Genomic DNA, 14,248 nt, shown 5'->3' on the forward strand with positions numbered 1-14,248 from the left:
ATATATTAGATAATGGAAATTAATGTAGGGGGAATAAGATGTTTAATAGAATCTTGTTAGCTTCTGATGGATCTGACCATTCAGTGCGCGCGGCAAAAAAAGCAGTAGAATTAGCGAAACTTACCGGTGATAGTGAAATAACAGTAGTTTATGTTGTTGATGGACAGACTTCCAAGGAAGACGTCCTTCACAATACAGATCGAACAGTAGTCGAGGAGAAAAGAAAAATCCGCCTCCAGCCGGTAACAAACATGCTTGAAGAAGCAGGCTTGAACTTTAGGTTTGAGAAATTGCTCGGTGAACCAGGACCGGCAATTGTCGACTATGCCAACAAAAATCAATTTGATGTTGTCGTCCTCGGCAGCAGGGGCTTGAATGGCCTGCAGGAAATGGTTCTTGGCAGCGTCAGCCACAAAGTCGCAAAGCGTGTAAAAGCACCTGTTCTCATTGTGAAATAAGCTAGCTAACTATAATCAGCAGTCAGATCATTTTAATGATCTGACTGCTTTTTTCGGTTTCTAATCCGATATGGCTTTGAATGGCCTTTTAAAAGCAGTTTCACTCATGCGCAGTTTTGTAAATCAGTTCATATGGCAGTTGATTGAATGGCCATTTAAAAACAGCTTCACTCATTCACAGAATTATAAATCAGTTCATATGGTAATTTAGGCGCTGAATCTGGTTGATTGCCTATAAGTGACTTTGAAAGGGAAATTATTCAGCAGATGTAAACTTTTAACTCTCTGACAGGTTTCATGCTGTTAAAACAGGAAATAGTATAGCTGGAGAGCAAATATTAAAAATTGATAACAATTCCTTAATTAAAAAATAAAGTGGTAAAATAATAAACGGATTGAATTTCATTGGAGGTCTATTTTTATGAAGACAAGAATCGGGCTGCTCTACGGCGGCAAATCGGCTGAACATAAAGTATCAATGCAGACAGCTTTGGCTGTGACGAAAGCATTGGATTTTGAAAAATTCGAGATTTATCCTATATACATAACGGAGGAGGGAGAATGGGTCAAGGGTCCCGAGCTCAATGCTCCTGCAGAGAATGTAAAAGCACTTGAGTTTTCCGATAACTCAAACCTGCCGACTCCTTCATTTACACCGGCATTATTCCAGGCGGGCGGTGCAGAATCCGGGCAGACTCTTGATGTCATCTTCCCATTGCTCCACGGACCGAACGGGGAGGATGGAACGGTTCAAGGCTTGCTGGAATTGTTGAACCTGCCTTATGTCGGCAATGGTGTTCTTGCTTCTGCTGCAGGCATGGATAAGATCATCATGAAAAATGTTTTCGCGCAGGCGGGACTTCCTCAGGTGGACTATGTGTCCGCTCTAAGAAGCGAATGGGAAAAGGATAGTGAAAAAGTATACATCCAAGTTGAAGAAAGACTGGGATATCCTTGTTTTGTAAAACCTGCAAACCTTGGGTCCAGCGTAGGGATCAGCAAGGCTTCCAACAAGCAGGAGCTAGAGGAAGCGTTCAAAGAGGCCTTCCAATTCGACCGTAAAATCATCATTGAACAGGGTGTCGTTGCCCGTGAAATCGAAATCGGCGTACTTGGAAACGATGAACCGGAATGCTCCGTCGTTGGTGAAATTGTTCCTAAAAAAGATTTCTATGATTACAAAGCGAAGTATGAAGATGGCGATACAGCGATGATCATCCCTGCTGAAATCACTGAGCAGCAATATGCTGATTTGAAAGAAATGGCAATCACTGCGTTTAAGGCGCTGGATTGTTCTGGACTTGTCCGGGCAGATTTCTTCCTGACAAAGGATGGCCAGCTGCTGATCAATGAAGTGAACACAATGCCTGGCTTCACGCCATTCAGCATGTTCCCGCTATTGTGGAAGCATACTGGTGTCGAATACCCGCAGCTAATTGAAAAGCTAGTGAATCTTGGAATCGAACGCCACTCTGAAAAGCAGAAGATCAAATTTACATTTTAACCGATAAATCAACCAGGGAGACACGGCGGCGGCCGTGTTCTCTTTTCATGGGAGGAAATAAAAATGATTCAAAAACCATTATCAGAGATCGCCCAAATGGCTGGTGCCTTGAATGATGTCAGCAAATTTGCTGATGTAATCGTCAAGGGCGTTTCAATCGACACTCGTAAAATAGAAGCAGGAAATCTGTTTGTTCCTTTTAAAGGTGCAAGGACAGATGGACATAATTTCGTCGCTGATGTCATTCAGAATGGCGGAGCTTCAGCAGCACTATGGCAAAAAGATGTTCCGAATCCTCCGGAGGATTTGCCGATCATCGTCGTGGAAGACACCACCATTGCCTTACAGGAGCTGGCAAGAGTCTACCGCAACTCGCTGGATATCAAGGTTGTCGGTATTACAGGCAGCAACGGGAAAACGACAACGAAAGATATGACAGCAAATCTGCTGGCGCAAAAATACAAAGTGCAAAAGACCGAAGGGAACTTCAATAACCACCTGGGTCTTCCGCTGACGCTTCTTCGCCTGAGTGAAGATACAGAGGTTGCCGTGCTTGAAATGGGCATGAGCAGCAAAGGTGAGATTGAATTTTTAACAAAAATGGGCCGGCCAGATGCTGTGATCATCACGAATATCGGTGAATCTCATCTACTTGACCTCGGTTCAAGGGAAGCGATTGCTGATGCAAAGCTTGAAATCATCGATGGCCTTCAGGAGAACGGACGGATCATATTCCATGGAGACGAGCCGCTTTTGCAGGAAAGGCTGAAGGATTATACGGGGAATGGTGAACTAAAAACCTTCGGGGCGAGCCGAGAAAATGATCTTTATCCGATCAATATTGAGTCGATCGAAAATGGTAACAAATTCAGGACTAACGTTGGTGATGAAACCTTCTATCTGCCGGTACTCGGCAACCATAATATCCTGAATGCGCTTGCGGCGATGCTTGCAGCAGAGTTCCTGGGCGTTCCTTTTGCAAAAATGAATGAAGGCTTCGCTAGCTTGAAGCTGACGAATATGAGAATGGAGCTCTCCGAAGGCGCTAATGGTGAAAAAATTATCAATGATGCCTACAATGCGAGTCCGACATCCATGAAGGCTGCAATCGACCTTGTTGCCGGCCTTTCAGGCTACAATCGTAAAATCCTTGTGCTCGGTGACATGCTTGAGCTGGGGCCCCTTGAGGAAGAGTATCACTACAAGCTTGGCGCTTCCATCGATGCGGAAAAAATTGATTATGTATTCACCTTTGGGAAGTTGAGCGAAGGCATCACCAAAGGGGCAAAAGAAGTTCTTGGCGACGACAGAGCATTTTCCTTCCGGGATAAGCAACAGCTGAGCAATGAACTGAAGAAATACGTAACAGATGAAACAATCGTGCTTGTAAAAGGTTCACGTGGCATGGCGCTCGAAGAAGTCGTCCACGCATTGCAGCAATAAAAGTCCGCCAACAAGATGTCCTGCAAGCAAGGGCATCTTGTTGCAATTAACGATATTATGACAAAAGGCATGATCAAGGAATTTCCGGGTTAAATGTTCTAAAATGGGGAAAGATTAAATACGAGAAAAACTAATGGGTGATGGGTTATGATAGGTTGTCTGCTAATACATGGTTTTACCGGGTCGCCGTTCGAAGTGGAACCACTTGCCCAGTCGCTGAAAGAAAGAACCGATTGGAAAATAGTTGTTCCTACCCTTCCTGGCCATGGCGATGAGCTCAGATTGAAGGGAATCAAGCATGATGAGTGGCTTAACCATGCCGAAAACGAGCTGAAGGCGTTATTGAAAGAGTGTGACACCGTGTATGTTGTCGGATTTTCGATGGGCGGGCTGATTGCCAGCTATCTCGCCTCGAATTATCGGGTTGACAAGCTTGTCCTTCTCAGTGCGGCTGCTTACTATGTGAATCCGAAACAGCTTGCTTCTGACATCAAGGAAATGATGAGGGACACGTTAAAAGGGAATCTTAAAGAAAACGAGTTATTCAGGCGTTATACACGGAAAATCAAAGAAACACCCATGACCGCTACCTTGCAGTTTCGCAGGCTTGTGAGCAAAATCAAGCCTATTCTCAACGATGTGAAGGTGCCTACATTGATCGCGCAAGGCGAGAGTGACGGCATCGTCCCCCCGAAAAGCGCCCATTACTTATATGAAAATATTGGCGCTGAAGAAAAACGGCTGATTTTTTATAAGAACTCCAAACATCTGATCTGTCACTGTGATGAAAAAGAACACTTATTTGACGAGGTATATGATTTTTTGACCTCTAAACCGAGAGAAGAAATCAGAAGCTGAAGCAATTCCTCAAAAATTGCTTTTCCTTCCTAAAGATGGTATCATGAATATTGAGTGTCTAACTGAGAAAATCCTTTAAGCGGACATACTCCCGTGTTGGAGATGTCTTTTTTTGCTAATATTTCAGGTTCTGTGCTTCAGCGTGTTGTAACTGCTGATTCAGCCCTGCTTAAAACACAAGGTACTAACACCTATTTTGCCGTAAAGGTACAATAAACTAACCAGAATCAGAAATGGTTTGGATCCTTAAACAGCCACTTAAAATAAACGAAGTGTCGGTTGTAACCGGTGCGGGATAAATGTAAACATAAAGGAGAATGAGCAAAGTTGACAATGTTTCAAGACATGGGCATTAGCCCCGCAACATTAAAAGCTGTAAAGAATATGGGTTTTGAGGAAGCAACTCCAATTCAAGCAGAAACGATTCCAATCAGCCTTGAAAATAAAGACGTGATTGGCCAGGCGCAGACAGGTACTGGTAAGACTGCTGCTTTTGGTATTCCTCTAGTGGAAAAAATTAAGAAAGAAAACCATAACATCCAGGGAATCATCATCGCGCCAACTCGTGAATTGGCAATCCAGGTTTCCGAGGAATTATACAAAATCGGTGCTGGCAAGAGATTGGGCGTTCTTGCAATCTACGGTGGCCAGGATATCAATCGCCAGATCCGTGCATTGAAAAAAGGGCCTCATATCATCGTTGGAACGCCAGGACGACTTCTTGACCACATCAACAGAAAGACGATCCGTCTTGATACGGTCGAAACTGTAATCCTTGACGAAGCAGATGAAATGCTGAACATGGGCTTCATCGAAGATATCGAAGCAATCCTTGCAAAAATCCCTAGCGAACGCCAGACATTATTGTTCTCGGCAACAATGCCAGGGCCGATCCGCAAGATCGCTGAGCGCTTCATGAAGGATCCGGAAGTTGTTCGGGTCAAAGCGAAGGAAATGACAGTTCCTTTGATCGAGCAATACTATGTTGAAGTACAGGAGAAGAACAAGTTCGATGTTCTTACACGACTTCTTGATATCCAATCTCCAGAATTAGCAATCATCTTCGGACGCACGAAGCGCCGTGTTGATGAGCTTGCTGAAGCCTTGAACCTGCGCGGCTATACTGCTGAAGGAATCCACGGAGACCTTACGCAGGCGAAGCGTATGTCTGTTTTAAGAAAGTTCAAGGAAGGTTCAATCGACGTTCTAGTTGCAACAGACGTGGCAGCTCGTGGACTTGATATTTCCGGTGTAACGCACGTATACAACTTCGACATCCCGCAGGACCCTGAAAGCTATGTACACCGTATCGGTCGTACGGGCCGTGCAGGTAAAGAGGGTATGGCGATCACGTTTGTCACACAGAGAGAGACTTCTTACCTTCATGTAGTGGAAAAAACGACAAAACGCCGCATGGAAAAAATGACTGCTCCAACCTTGGACCAAGCACTTGAAGGTCAGCAAAGAGCAGTTGTTGATAAGATTACACAAACAATCGAGTCAAATAACCTTCAATACTACCGCCAGGCTGCAGATGAGCTATTGAAAAATCATGATGCTCAAACAGTCGTTGCTTCTGTATTGAAAATGCTGACTAAAGAACCTGATACAACTCCTGTTAAGCTTACTGAGGAAAAGCCTCTTCCAAACAGAAACAAAAAGCCTCAAGGAGACCGCAGAAGATACGATAACAGAGGCAGCGATGGACGCAATAAAAAGCCTTACAAGCCACGCTCTGGAACAAAACGCACAGGTGGCGGCGGCAGAGAAGGCGGCAGCTTCAAATCAAGATCACCACGCTAAAATAAAACACCAAACCCCCCGTTTTTTAACTAAACCGGGGGTTTTTTATTTGAAAATGTGTACCTTTTAACTGAATGATCTTATAAATTAAGTTGATTTATCGGAAATATCCTGCTTAACCACCTATTGCATGAACCTCTTGCTGAGATTTCGACCACATTTCAAGATATATCGACCACATTTTAAAATATATCGACCACTTTCAGCGTTTTATCGACCACTTTCCAAGATAATTCAACCACATTCCACATCATTTCGACCACCCTCATATAAGCGGTGATTTTACCCATCCCCACCTTTAAAATTGGGCATACTACCATTAAAAAATGGGGGTGGCTGAAATGACGATCGTCAGGCTAGGGTTTGTAGCGATGAGCGAGGAACTGAAGAATGCTTCTCCGTCACAGACGATGACTTTCAAGCAATTCCAGGGAATCAAAGACAGGGACGCGGCCATCAATAAACTGGAAAGAATTGCAGTGTCCAACCTTGAAAACTGTCTGCGTCTATTAAGGCATAGCAAGGCGAACGAGATTCACTTTTTCCGGCTGAGCTCGAGGCTCATACCTCTTGCCAATCATGAAGAGCTTTCCGACTGGAAGTATATGCGCGCGTTAAAAGAACCATTAAAGGAAATAGCGGATTTTTTACAGGAGAATCCGATGCGTGTTGATTTTCACCCGGATCACTTTGTCCTGCTGAATACACCGAAAACTGAAACACTGAATAATTCGATCAAGACGCTTGCGATGCATCATGCATTATTGAAGGGGATGGAGATCGACCCTGAGCATCGATGTGTCCTCCATGTCGGCGGAGTCTACGAAGATCGGGAAAAAGCGCTTGAGCAATTCATCCATAACTGGGGACTGGTTTCAACAAGGCTGCAAGACATGATCATGCTTGAAAATGATGATACATCGTTCACGCTCCACGATACGCTTTACCTTTGCGAAAAGCTTGCAATCCCGCTTGTATTCGATTATCACCATCACCTGGCCCATCATGAGGACATTAACTGGCAGGAGCAATGGGGGCGGATCGTTGGGACATGGGAACACTCGAAGCTGCCGGTGAAAATGCATATTTCGAGCCCTCGATCGGAAAAAGAGTTTCGGGCGCACGCTGAATATGTCGATGCTGAGATGTTCAAGGATTTTCTTAACGGAATTAAAGGTTCTGTCCCGGAAATCCACTGCATGATTGAAGCGAAAAAGAAGGATCTTGCCCTATTCAAGCTGGTTGAGGATCTAAAGCAAATGCCTGAAGTAGAAGCCATTGACGGCAGCAGCTTCCTCTTAAAATAATCAGAATACCTCATTTTCCTCCCAATATAGTGCCATACATATGTATTGTTGTTGTATACTTAGGAAGGTGCTATTAATTGGAAAAATGGGAGGAGACTTTATGACGATTTCTGAGCCGCAAAAGCGGATTTCCGAGCAGGCATTGACTGTATGGAAAATTGCCGCAACCCTTCATTCCCTTGTGGTATGGGTATTAGCGGGCGGTCTGATCGCCATTACGCTTATTTTTGATTTTCCAAAATGGATTATCGCTGCAGCTATAGCTGTGGCTGTTGTATATAGCTATTTATTTATCTTGTTGCTGCCGACCTTGCGCTGGAAACGCTGGCGCTACGAAGTGAGAGAGCAGGAAATTGAGCTTCAATACGGTGTATTTATCATTAAAAGGACGCTTATTCCGATGATCCGAGTCCAGCATGTTGATACACAGCAGGGGCCTTTGCTGCGGAAATACCGATTATCGACAGTGACGGTTTCGACAGCTGCAACCATCCATGAAATACCTGCGCTTGATATGGAGGAAGCCGAAAACTTGAGGATTTCCATTTCAAGACTTGCGAGGGTGGCGGATGAAGATGTCTGATCCGAAAAGGCTGCATCCGATTGCTGCTGTCGTCAATGCGCTGCGCCAGCTGAAGGAAATGATTATTCCTTTCCTCATTTTCGTTGTTTTCGGGAGCAGGGGAACGGATTGGGATCTGTTTTACTTCTTTGGGTCGATTGGCGTTGTCGTGCTGGTGTTAGTTTATGGTGTTTTATCATGGTACAGATTTACATACCGCATCGAGCAAGGTGAATTGCGAATTGAATACGGATTGATCGTCAGGAAAAAGCGCTATATTCCATTTGACCGAATCCAAAGCCTGGATTTGTCAGAAGGGATTTTACAGCGGCTGTTCGGCCTTGTGAAGGTGAAGGTAGAGACAGCCGGCTCCGGCGGGATGGGGCTGCAGGATGGAGAAGCGGTACTCACGGCAATCACAAAGCAGGATGCCCAAGCAATCCACGACTATCTGGTTTCTATCAAAAAGTCGGGACAAATCCTCCAAGGGGAAGAAGAGCCAGAATCATCCGATGACCTTCTATATAGAATATCGGTTTCAGAGTTATTGATGCTTGCTACAACATCAGGCGGAGTCGGTGTTGTCATTTCCGCGGTGTTTGCGTTCGTTTTCCAATTTGAAGAATTCATTCCTTATGAGCAGATTTTTGATGGGGTCGAGCATTTTGTCCAAAATGGTGTTGTTTTTATCAGTGTCGTGGTCTTTCTCGGGTTCCTGCTTGCATGGATGATCGCGCTGTTTGGCACGATGCTGAAATACGCTAATTTTACCGTGAGAAAAGTGGATAATGATCTTGTCATTACCCGTGGATTGCTGGAAAAACGCCAGTTTACAATTCCGCTTAACCGAATCCAGGCAGTCCGCATCAGCGAGAACCTTATCAGGCAGCCGCTAGGCTATGCCTCGGCCTATGTAGAGAGTGCCGGGGGCTCGGCACTGGATCAGGAAAGTTCCAAGGTGCTTGTCCTGCCGATCGTGAAAAAAAGAAAAATTCCCGTCCTGCTTGAACCTCATTTGACGGAATATCACTTCCGTGTCAATATATCGCCTGCACCCGTACGGGCATACAGCAGATATTTATTGAAGAGCTGGCTGTTCACGCTGCCGATCATCATTGTGGCTATCTGGTTTTTGAAGCCATGGGGCTACGCTGCGCTGATTTTGCTGCCAATATCGGCATTATGGTCCTACCTTAATTATAAGGATGCTGGCTGGAGCCTTGACCAGGGAATGCTGACCTTTCGATACCGCAATATTGTCAAGAACACAGTGTATATGAGGAAAAATAAAGTCCAGTCCTTCAGCGTCAAAGAAAGCTATTTCCAGCGGAAAAAGAATCTGGCCACCGTCGAGGCAATTGTCAAGTCGGGGCACGGCGGCGCTGGCGGCAAAGTCATTGACCTTGAGAGAAAGCATGTCGACATGATGTATCATTGGTACTCACATGAAACAGTAGAGCAAGAAAATCTTAAATTTTAACCTTCTACAATAAAAAAGCGCCCCTGAGGCGCTTTTTACATTAACTTATCTTCGGTAAATCGCGGCACCTGTCAGGAAACCGGCAAGCATACCAAAAATATGGGCGGTAATATTGATGTTCGACTGGACGAATGTCATGATCACGGCGATGATGGCGATGGTCATGATTGTCTGGGAGTTTTCACGCGACATCATGGCTTTTCGGAACATAATGATAGAAATATAGAAACCGAACAGTCCGAAGATCGCGCCGCTTGAGCCGACATGTGTGTAAGTCAGCGGCTCGAGGATCAGTGTGGCGATGTTTGCGGCGATGCCTGTAAAGAGATAAAGCAGGATGAATTTCGTTTTCCCAAGCAGCTGTTCGAGTGCCGGGGCGAACAGGACGAGTGAAAAGCTGTTGAACAGCATATGCGTAAAACCCGCATGCATGAAGATCGGTGAGACTACCCTCCAGTACTCACCATTCACAACGTACAAATTCACACCCGCTAAAAGCCCAAACAGGTATTTACTCGGGAAAATTGGCAATGCCGTCAGCAAGTATAATAAGATATGGATGGTAATGATGATTGAAATAACCGGGTAAAGCCGGATGAAGTCGCGCAAGCTTTCAGTTCTTGTAAACATGGAAACCTCCTCGGTCCTCATTATCGTGAGAAACGGATATTTGTAAATAAAGAGTGCGTTATGCGTAAAAGTCCTAATTTAAAGGATAGCCTTAATCGGCGAAAGTTGTACACTATTTTCTATGCGGCATTCATCTTTTTTAGAAGGGAGCTGGAAAAATGATTATCGGAACGGGAATCGATATCGTGGAAATTGGCCGGATTCGCAAGCTGGTGGAATCGCAGCCGCGTTTTCCAGAGCGGGTTTTAACGGAAAAAGAAAGGGAAGTTTACAGGCAATATAATGAACGGAGAGGAATTGAATTTCTTGCCGGTCGCTGGGCGGCAAAGGAGGCTTTTTCAAAAGCGAAAGGGACTGGCATCGGCAAGGAATTGTCCTTCATGGATATCGAGATTGAATCCGACCCGCACGGCCGTCCTCTTGTCACAAAGCCTTATATGGAGGGAGTCCACCTCTCCATTTCACACAGTGAACAATATGCGATTGCGCAGGTGGTCATTGAAAAAATTTAAATGCTTGTGCACTTATGTTTTTTAAAAATTAAGCAAGGGTAAATCAAAAATTTTAAAATGCTTGTCAATCCCGGGGGCATATTCGCCCAGGTTGTCTCATATATTCATAATGCAGTAAGGGAGACAAGGCTAGGGCGGCGAGAACAAGGCTGCACGAAGACTACTCAAGCAATTTTGCAGCCAGTGTCTTATTCCTGTCCTTTCTTTCCCTTTACACGTTTAAATGAGACTAAAAGGGGTTGGAAGAATGAAGAAAAGGTTATTGCTGCTTCTCGCCGGGCTCATGGTTATTTTTGCTCTGGCTGCCTGCGGTACAAAATCACAGGAATCTGTGGTTAAGGAGTTGGATGGAACGCTTGAAGATCTGAAGAGCTACAAGGCTAAGGCAAAGATGACATTGCAAATGGGTACCGAGCCGCAAGTGTACGATGTGGAGATTTGGCATAAAGATCCGTCATTTTACCGTGTGAACCTAAAGAATGCCCAGAAGGACCAGAGCCAGATGATCCTCAGGAATGAAGAAGGAGTATTTGTTTTGACGCCTGCCCTTAACAAAAGCTTCAAATTCCAGAGTGACTGGCCGAAAAACAGCAGCCAGGCGTACCTTTACGAATCTTTAATCATGGATATTCTCGAGGATAAGCAAGCGAAATTCTCGGCGACGAAGGAACATTATGTGTTCGAAACGAAAACAAGATATCAGAACAACAAAATGCTTCCGATCCAGGAAATCAAGCTGAACAAAAAGAACCTGGCGCCAGTCAGCGTCAAGGTGATGGACCCAGACCGGAATTCACTGGTAACAGTTGAATTCTCAGATGTAAAATTCGACGCAAGCTTTGACAAAGATGCGTTTGATATGAAGAAAAACATGACAGGTGCACAGCTTGATGTTCCGGTTATGGCAGAAGGTGAAGACAAGGAATTCACTGTGAAATATCCAGTCGCTGAAATCCCTGGAGTGACATTGATTGATGAAAAAGAAATCACGACAGAGAACGGAAAGCGTGTGGTGCTCACATATGACGGCGAAAAATCATTCACGCTGATCCAGGAAAAAGCAGACGCCATGCCTGCGATGTCCTCTGCGATCAACATGACTGGAAAACCTGTCGACCTCGGATTCACAATCGGTGCCATGAACGAAACCTCGGTGTCATGGACGCACCTCGGAGTCGATTATATGCTGGCTTCAACAGATCTATCACCAGAGGAATTGGAAATGGTAGCTAAATCGGTCCTGGCTGATATGGAAAAATAAGCTTCCGAATGCAGGCTCAGTGTAACCTGGGCCTGTTTTTTTGTGAGGTAAGAAATATGTAAGGAATATAATGCGAGTTTAAAGGAGAAGAATCTATTTTTACGTTGTTAAGGAATAAATCTGCTTATTTTCGGAATAAAGAGTGTTGAAGTTCAACCCGCGTTCCTCCTCCGCATACTTCCTGATCCAAAATCCATAAATATTATCCATTTGACATTGAGTTCTTTCGGTTTGATAATAAAACAATATAAATAACGTTCGGGTTGAAGGAAGTGGAGTTTTCGTTGGAGGAGCAAGGATTTTTTTACCGTGATACATGGGCGGAAGTTGACCTGGATCGAGTCAAAATGAATGTGAAAGAGGTCAAGGGTCATCTGCCTGAAGATGTTGAATTTATTGCAGTTGTGAAGGCTAATGCCTATGGCCACGGAGATTCCCAAGTGGCAGAGGCGGCGTTGGAAGCGGGAGCATCAATGCTTGCGGTGGCGTTCATGGATGAGGCGCTTGCGTTAAGGAAAAAGCGGATTACTGCCCCGATTCTTGTACTTGGTGCAAGCAGACCAGAGGATGTGAATATCGCCGCTGAAGAAGGGATCATTCTGACCGTTTTCCAGGAGGAATGGCTGGAAAAAGCGCAGGATGTGTTGAAAAAGGATTCAACCCTTATGCTGCATATAAAAATAGATACCGGAATGGGCCGGATCGGAATTCGGTCAATTGAGGAATTGAAGGCAGTAGAGAGACTGAGTGAAGAAGATGCGAGATTACAGCTTCATGGGATTTACACCCACTACGCGACAGCTGATGAACTGAATGATGCGTATTTTAACAAGCAGCTTGCCTTGTTCAGGGAAATGCTGGGCTCAATGGAAAAGCAGCCGCCGGTCGTACACAGCAGCAATAGTGCCGCAGCCCTGATGCACGCAGATGCACAATTTAACGCTGTAAGAGTAGGAATCGCCATGTATGGACTAGCGCCCTCGATGGAGATTGCCCCCGAGTTACCGGTGGATTTGCAGGAGGCATTCACGCTCCATTCGAGGCTTGTGCACGTAAAGAAACTGGAAAAAGGAGAAAAGGTCAGCTACGGCGCAACCTATGAAGCACCAGAAGAAATTTGGGTAGGAACACTTCCGATTGGGTATGCTGATGGATGGATACGCAGACTTCAGGGCCAGGAAGTACTGGTCGATGGCAAAAGATCCCCCATCATAGGGCGTATTTGCATGGACCAATGCATGGTGAAGCTTCCGAATGAAGTTCCTGTCGGCACAATCGCTACCCTGATTGGCAGCCAGGGAGATGAGACAATCTCTATCAATGAGATTGCCAGCAAGCTAGAAACCATCAACTATGAGGTCCCATGTATCATCTCTTCCAGAGTCCCGCGGCTGTACAGGCAGGACGGCAAAGTAGTCGATTTAAACAATTCGCTTTTATAAACAATTCCAATTATTAACAAACCTGTTCAATTTGGCTAAAAACCTGAATAAAACACTATTTTTCTGGCGGATAATACAGAAGAATTGCGGATTTATCTTTGCATCTTGCATAAATAGTGATAAGATTAGAAATGGTAGAGAGATAACGAACTTAATAATGGTATGTAGTGATGATGGTGGAGGTGTATGTTTGTGTCTGAATCCAGCGCGACAACGGAGATCTTGGTAAAGTTACCGCAGCATCTTTTAAGTGAACTAGATGGATTTGTTAAGCAAGAGAACGTAAACCGCAGCGAATTTATTTATCAGGCAACAAAAATGTTCTTGCGTGAGAAGAAAAAGAGACAAATTCGTGAATCCATGAGACGTGGCTATATGGAAATGGCCAAAATTAATCTGACCATTGCATCTGAAGCATTTCAAGCAGAATACGAGGCAGAACACACAGTTGAACGTCTAGTCAGCGGAGGATAATCCTTTGATTGTCAAACGTGGTGACGTCTATTTTGCGGACCTATCCCCAGTTGTTGGTTCAGAGCAAGGCGGAGTGCGCCCTGTCCTGGTCATCCAAAACGACATCGGGAATCGGTTTAGTCCCACAGTCATTATCGCAGCGATCACAGCACAGATCCAAAAAGCCAAGCTTCCCACTCATGTAGAAATAGATGCGAAGCGGTACGGTTTTGAACGAGATTCGGTCATCTTATTGGAGCAAATACGCACAATTGACAAACAGCGCCTAACCGATAAAATTACCCATCTCGATGACGAAATGATGGAAAAAGTGGATGAAGCCCTTCAGGTAAGTTTAGGTCTTATCGAATTCTAAATGAACAGCACGCTCTTTAATGAGCGTTTTTTTGTAACCGAACACCTGGCCTGCCAGCAGGCCTTATACATAACCATAAAATAAAAAACGGATGTTTTCTGTGTGGAGAGGCAAGCTTAGCGGCTTGTCTCTTTTTTAGTGTGCGCCCAGCATGGGTGC

Annotated in this window: 14 protein-coding genes; 13 read left to right on the forward strand and 1 reads right to left on the reverse strand. The window is 44.8% G+C overall.

Annotated features, from left to right (window positions below; translation table 11 throughout):
* Positions 1–38 precede the first annotated feature (38 nt).
* From J7E32_RS19990 to J7E32_RS20025, 8 genes are all read left to right on the forward strand, one after another.
* Complete coding sequence (locus J7E32_RS19990) at positions 39–458, forward strand: universal stress protein (RefSeq protein WP_214911064.1); 420 nt, start codon at positions 39–41, stop codon at positions 456–458.
* Positions 459–879: 421 nt separating this feature from the next.
* The gene (locus J7E32_RS19995; RefSeq protein WP_214911066.1) at positions 880–1,962 is read left to right on the forward strand and encodes a D-alanine--D-alanine ligase; all 1,083 of its coding nucleotides are present in this window, start codon (positions 880–882) and stop codon (positions 1,960–1,962) included.
* Positions 1,963–2,025: 63 nt separating this feature from the next.
* Positions 2,026–3,405: a UDP-N-acetylmuramoyl-tripeptide--D-alanyl-D-alanine ligase gene (locus J7E32_RS20000; RefSeq protein ID WP_214911068.1), complete on the forward strand. Its 1,380-nt coding sequence runs from the start codon at positions 2,026–2,028 to the stop codon at positions 3,403–3,405.
* Positions 3,406–3,552: 147 nt separating this feature from the next.
* On the forward strand, positions 3,553–4,263 hold the full coding sequence (locus J7E32_RS20005; RefSeq protein ID WP_214911070.1) for an alpha/beta hydrolase: 711 nt from the start codon (positions 3,553–3,555) through the stop codon (positions 4,261–4,263).
* A 327-nt stretch (positions 4,264–4,590) separates the two neighbouring features.
* The gene (cshA, locus tag J7E32_RS20010) at positions 4,591–6,066 is read left to right on the forward strand and encodes a degradosome RNA helicase CshA (RefSeq protein WP_286183610.1); all 1,476 of its coding nucleotides are present in this window, start codon (positions 4,591–4,593) and stop codon (positions 6,064–6,066) included.
* 341 nt (positions 6,067–6,407) lie between these two features.
* Positions 6,408–7,373 carry a UV DNA damage repair endonuclease UvsE gene (gene uvsE / locus J7E32_RS20015; RefSeq protein ID WP_214911072.1) on the forward strand — a complete coding sequence of 322 codons (966 nt, stop codon included), beginning with the start codon at positions 6,408–6,410 and terminating at the stop codon, positions 7,371–7,373.
* A gap of 100 nt (positions 7,374–7,473) precedes the next feature.
* A complete protein-coding gene (locus J7E32_RS20020) occupies positions 7,474–7,956 on the forward strand; it encodes a PH domain-containing protein (protein ID WP_214911074.1) in 483 nt (160 codons plus the stop codon).
* Complete coding sequence (locus J7E32_RS20025) at positions 7,949–9,415, forward strand: PH domain-containing protein (RefSeq protein ID WP_214911076.1); 1,467 nt, start codon at positions 7,949–7,951, stop codon at positions 9,413–9,415. The genes J7E32_RS20020 and J7E32_RS20025 overlap by 8 nt, the downstream gene beginning before the upstream one ends.
* Before the next feature lie 45 nt (positions 9,416–9,460).
* Here J7E32_RS20025 and J7E32_RS20030 read toward each other — a convergent pair whose 3' ends face one another.
* Positions 9,461–10,045: a rhomboid family intramembrane serine protease gene (locus J7E32_RS20030; RefSeq protein WP_214911077.1), complete on the reverse strand. Its 585-nt coding sequence runs from the start codon at positions 10,043–10,045 to the stop codon at positions 9,461–9,463.
* 158 nt (positions 10,046–10,203) lie between these two features.
* Here J7E32_RS20030 and acpS point away from each other — a divergent pair, with 158 nt between their 5' ends.
* From acpS to ndoA, 5 genes are all read left to right on the forward strand, one after another.
* Entirely contained in the window at positions 10,204–10,557 is a 354-nt protein-coding gene (acpS, locus tag J7E32_RS20035) for a holo-ACP synthase (protein ID WP_214911079.1), read from the forward strand.
* Positions 10,558–10,804: 247 nt separating this feature from the next.
* Positions 10,805–11,818, forward strand: coding sequence for a LolA family protein (locus J7E32_RS20040; protein ID WP_214911081.1), 1,014 nt, complete (start codon positions 10,805–10,807; stop codon positions 11,816–11,818).
* A gap of 284 nt (positions 11,819–12,102) precedes the next feature.
* A complete protein-coding gene (gene alr, locus J7E32_RS20045; RefSeq protein WP_214911089.1) occupies positions 12,103–13,260 on the forward strand; it encodes an alanine racemase in 1,158 nt (385 codons plus the stop codon).
* 192 nt (positions 13,261–13,452) lie between these two features.
* Positions 13,453–13,734, forward strand: a complete 282-nt coding sequence (locus tag J7E32_RS20050; RefSeq protein WP_031308192.1) for a CopG family ribbon-helix-helix protein — start codon at positions 13,453–13,455, stop codon at positions 13,732–13,734.
* 4 nt (positions 13,735–13,738) lie between these two features.
* On the forward strand, positions 13,739–14,089 hold the full coding sequence (gene ndoA / locus J7E32_RS20055) for a type II toxin-antitoxin system endoribonuclease NdoA (protein WP_041967053.1): 351 nt from the start codon (positions 13,739–13,741) through the stop codon (positions 14,087–14,089).
* Positions 14,090–14,248 lie beyond the last annotated feature (159 nt).

The organism is Bacillus sp. ISL-55 (genome assembly GCF_018613155.1).
Classification (GTDB): domain Bacteria; phylum Bacillota; class Bacilli; order Bacillales; family Cytobacillaceae; genus Mesobacillus.

Coding starts and splice junctions, on each gene's coding strand:
- J7E32_RS19990 (WP_214911064.1), top strand. CDS start 39: ATGTTTAATAGAATCTTGTTAGCTTCTGATGGATCTGACCATTCAGTG.
- J7E32_RS19995 (WP_214911066.1), top strand. CDS start 880: ATGAAGACAAGAATCGGGCTGCTCTACGGCGGCAAATCGGCTGAACAT.
- J7E32_RS20000 (WP_214911068.1), top strand. CDS start 2,026: ATGATTCAAAAACCATTATCAGAGATCGCCCAAATGGCTGGTGCCTTG.
- J7E32_RS20005 (WP_214911070.1), top strand. CDS start 3,553: ATGATAGGTTGTCTGCTAATACATGGTTTTACCGGGTCGCCGTTCGAA.
- uvsE (WP_214911072.1), top strand. CDS start 6,408: ATGACGATCGTCAGGCTAGGGTTTGTAGCGATGAGCGAGGAACTGAAG.
- J7E32_RS20020 (WP_214911074.1), top strand. CDS start 7,474: ATGACGATTTCTGAGCCGCAAAAGCGGATTTCCGAGCAGGCATTGACT.
- J7E32_RS20025 (WP_214911076.1), top strand. CDS start 7,949: ATGTCTGATCCGAAAAGGCTGCATCCGATTGCTGCTGTCGTCAATGCG.
- J7E32_RS20030 (WP_214911077.1), bottom strand. CDS start 10,045: ATGTTTACAAGAACTGAAAGCTTGCGCGACTTCATCCGGCTTTACCCG.
- acpS (WP_214911079.1), top strand. CDS start 10,204: ATGATTATCGGAACGGGAATCGATATCGTGGAAATTGGCCGGATTCGC.
- J7E32_RS20040 (WP_214911081.1), top strand. CDS start 10,805: ATGAAGAAAAGGTTATTGCTGCTTCTCGCCGGGCTCATGGTTATTTTT.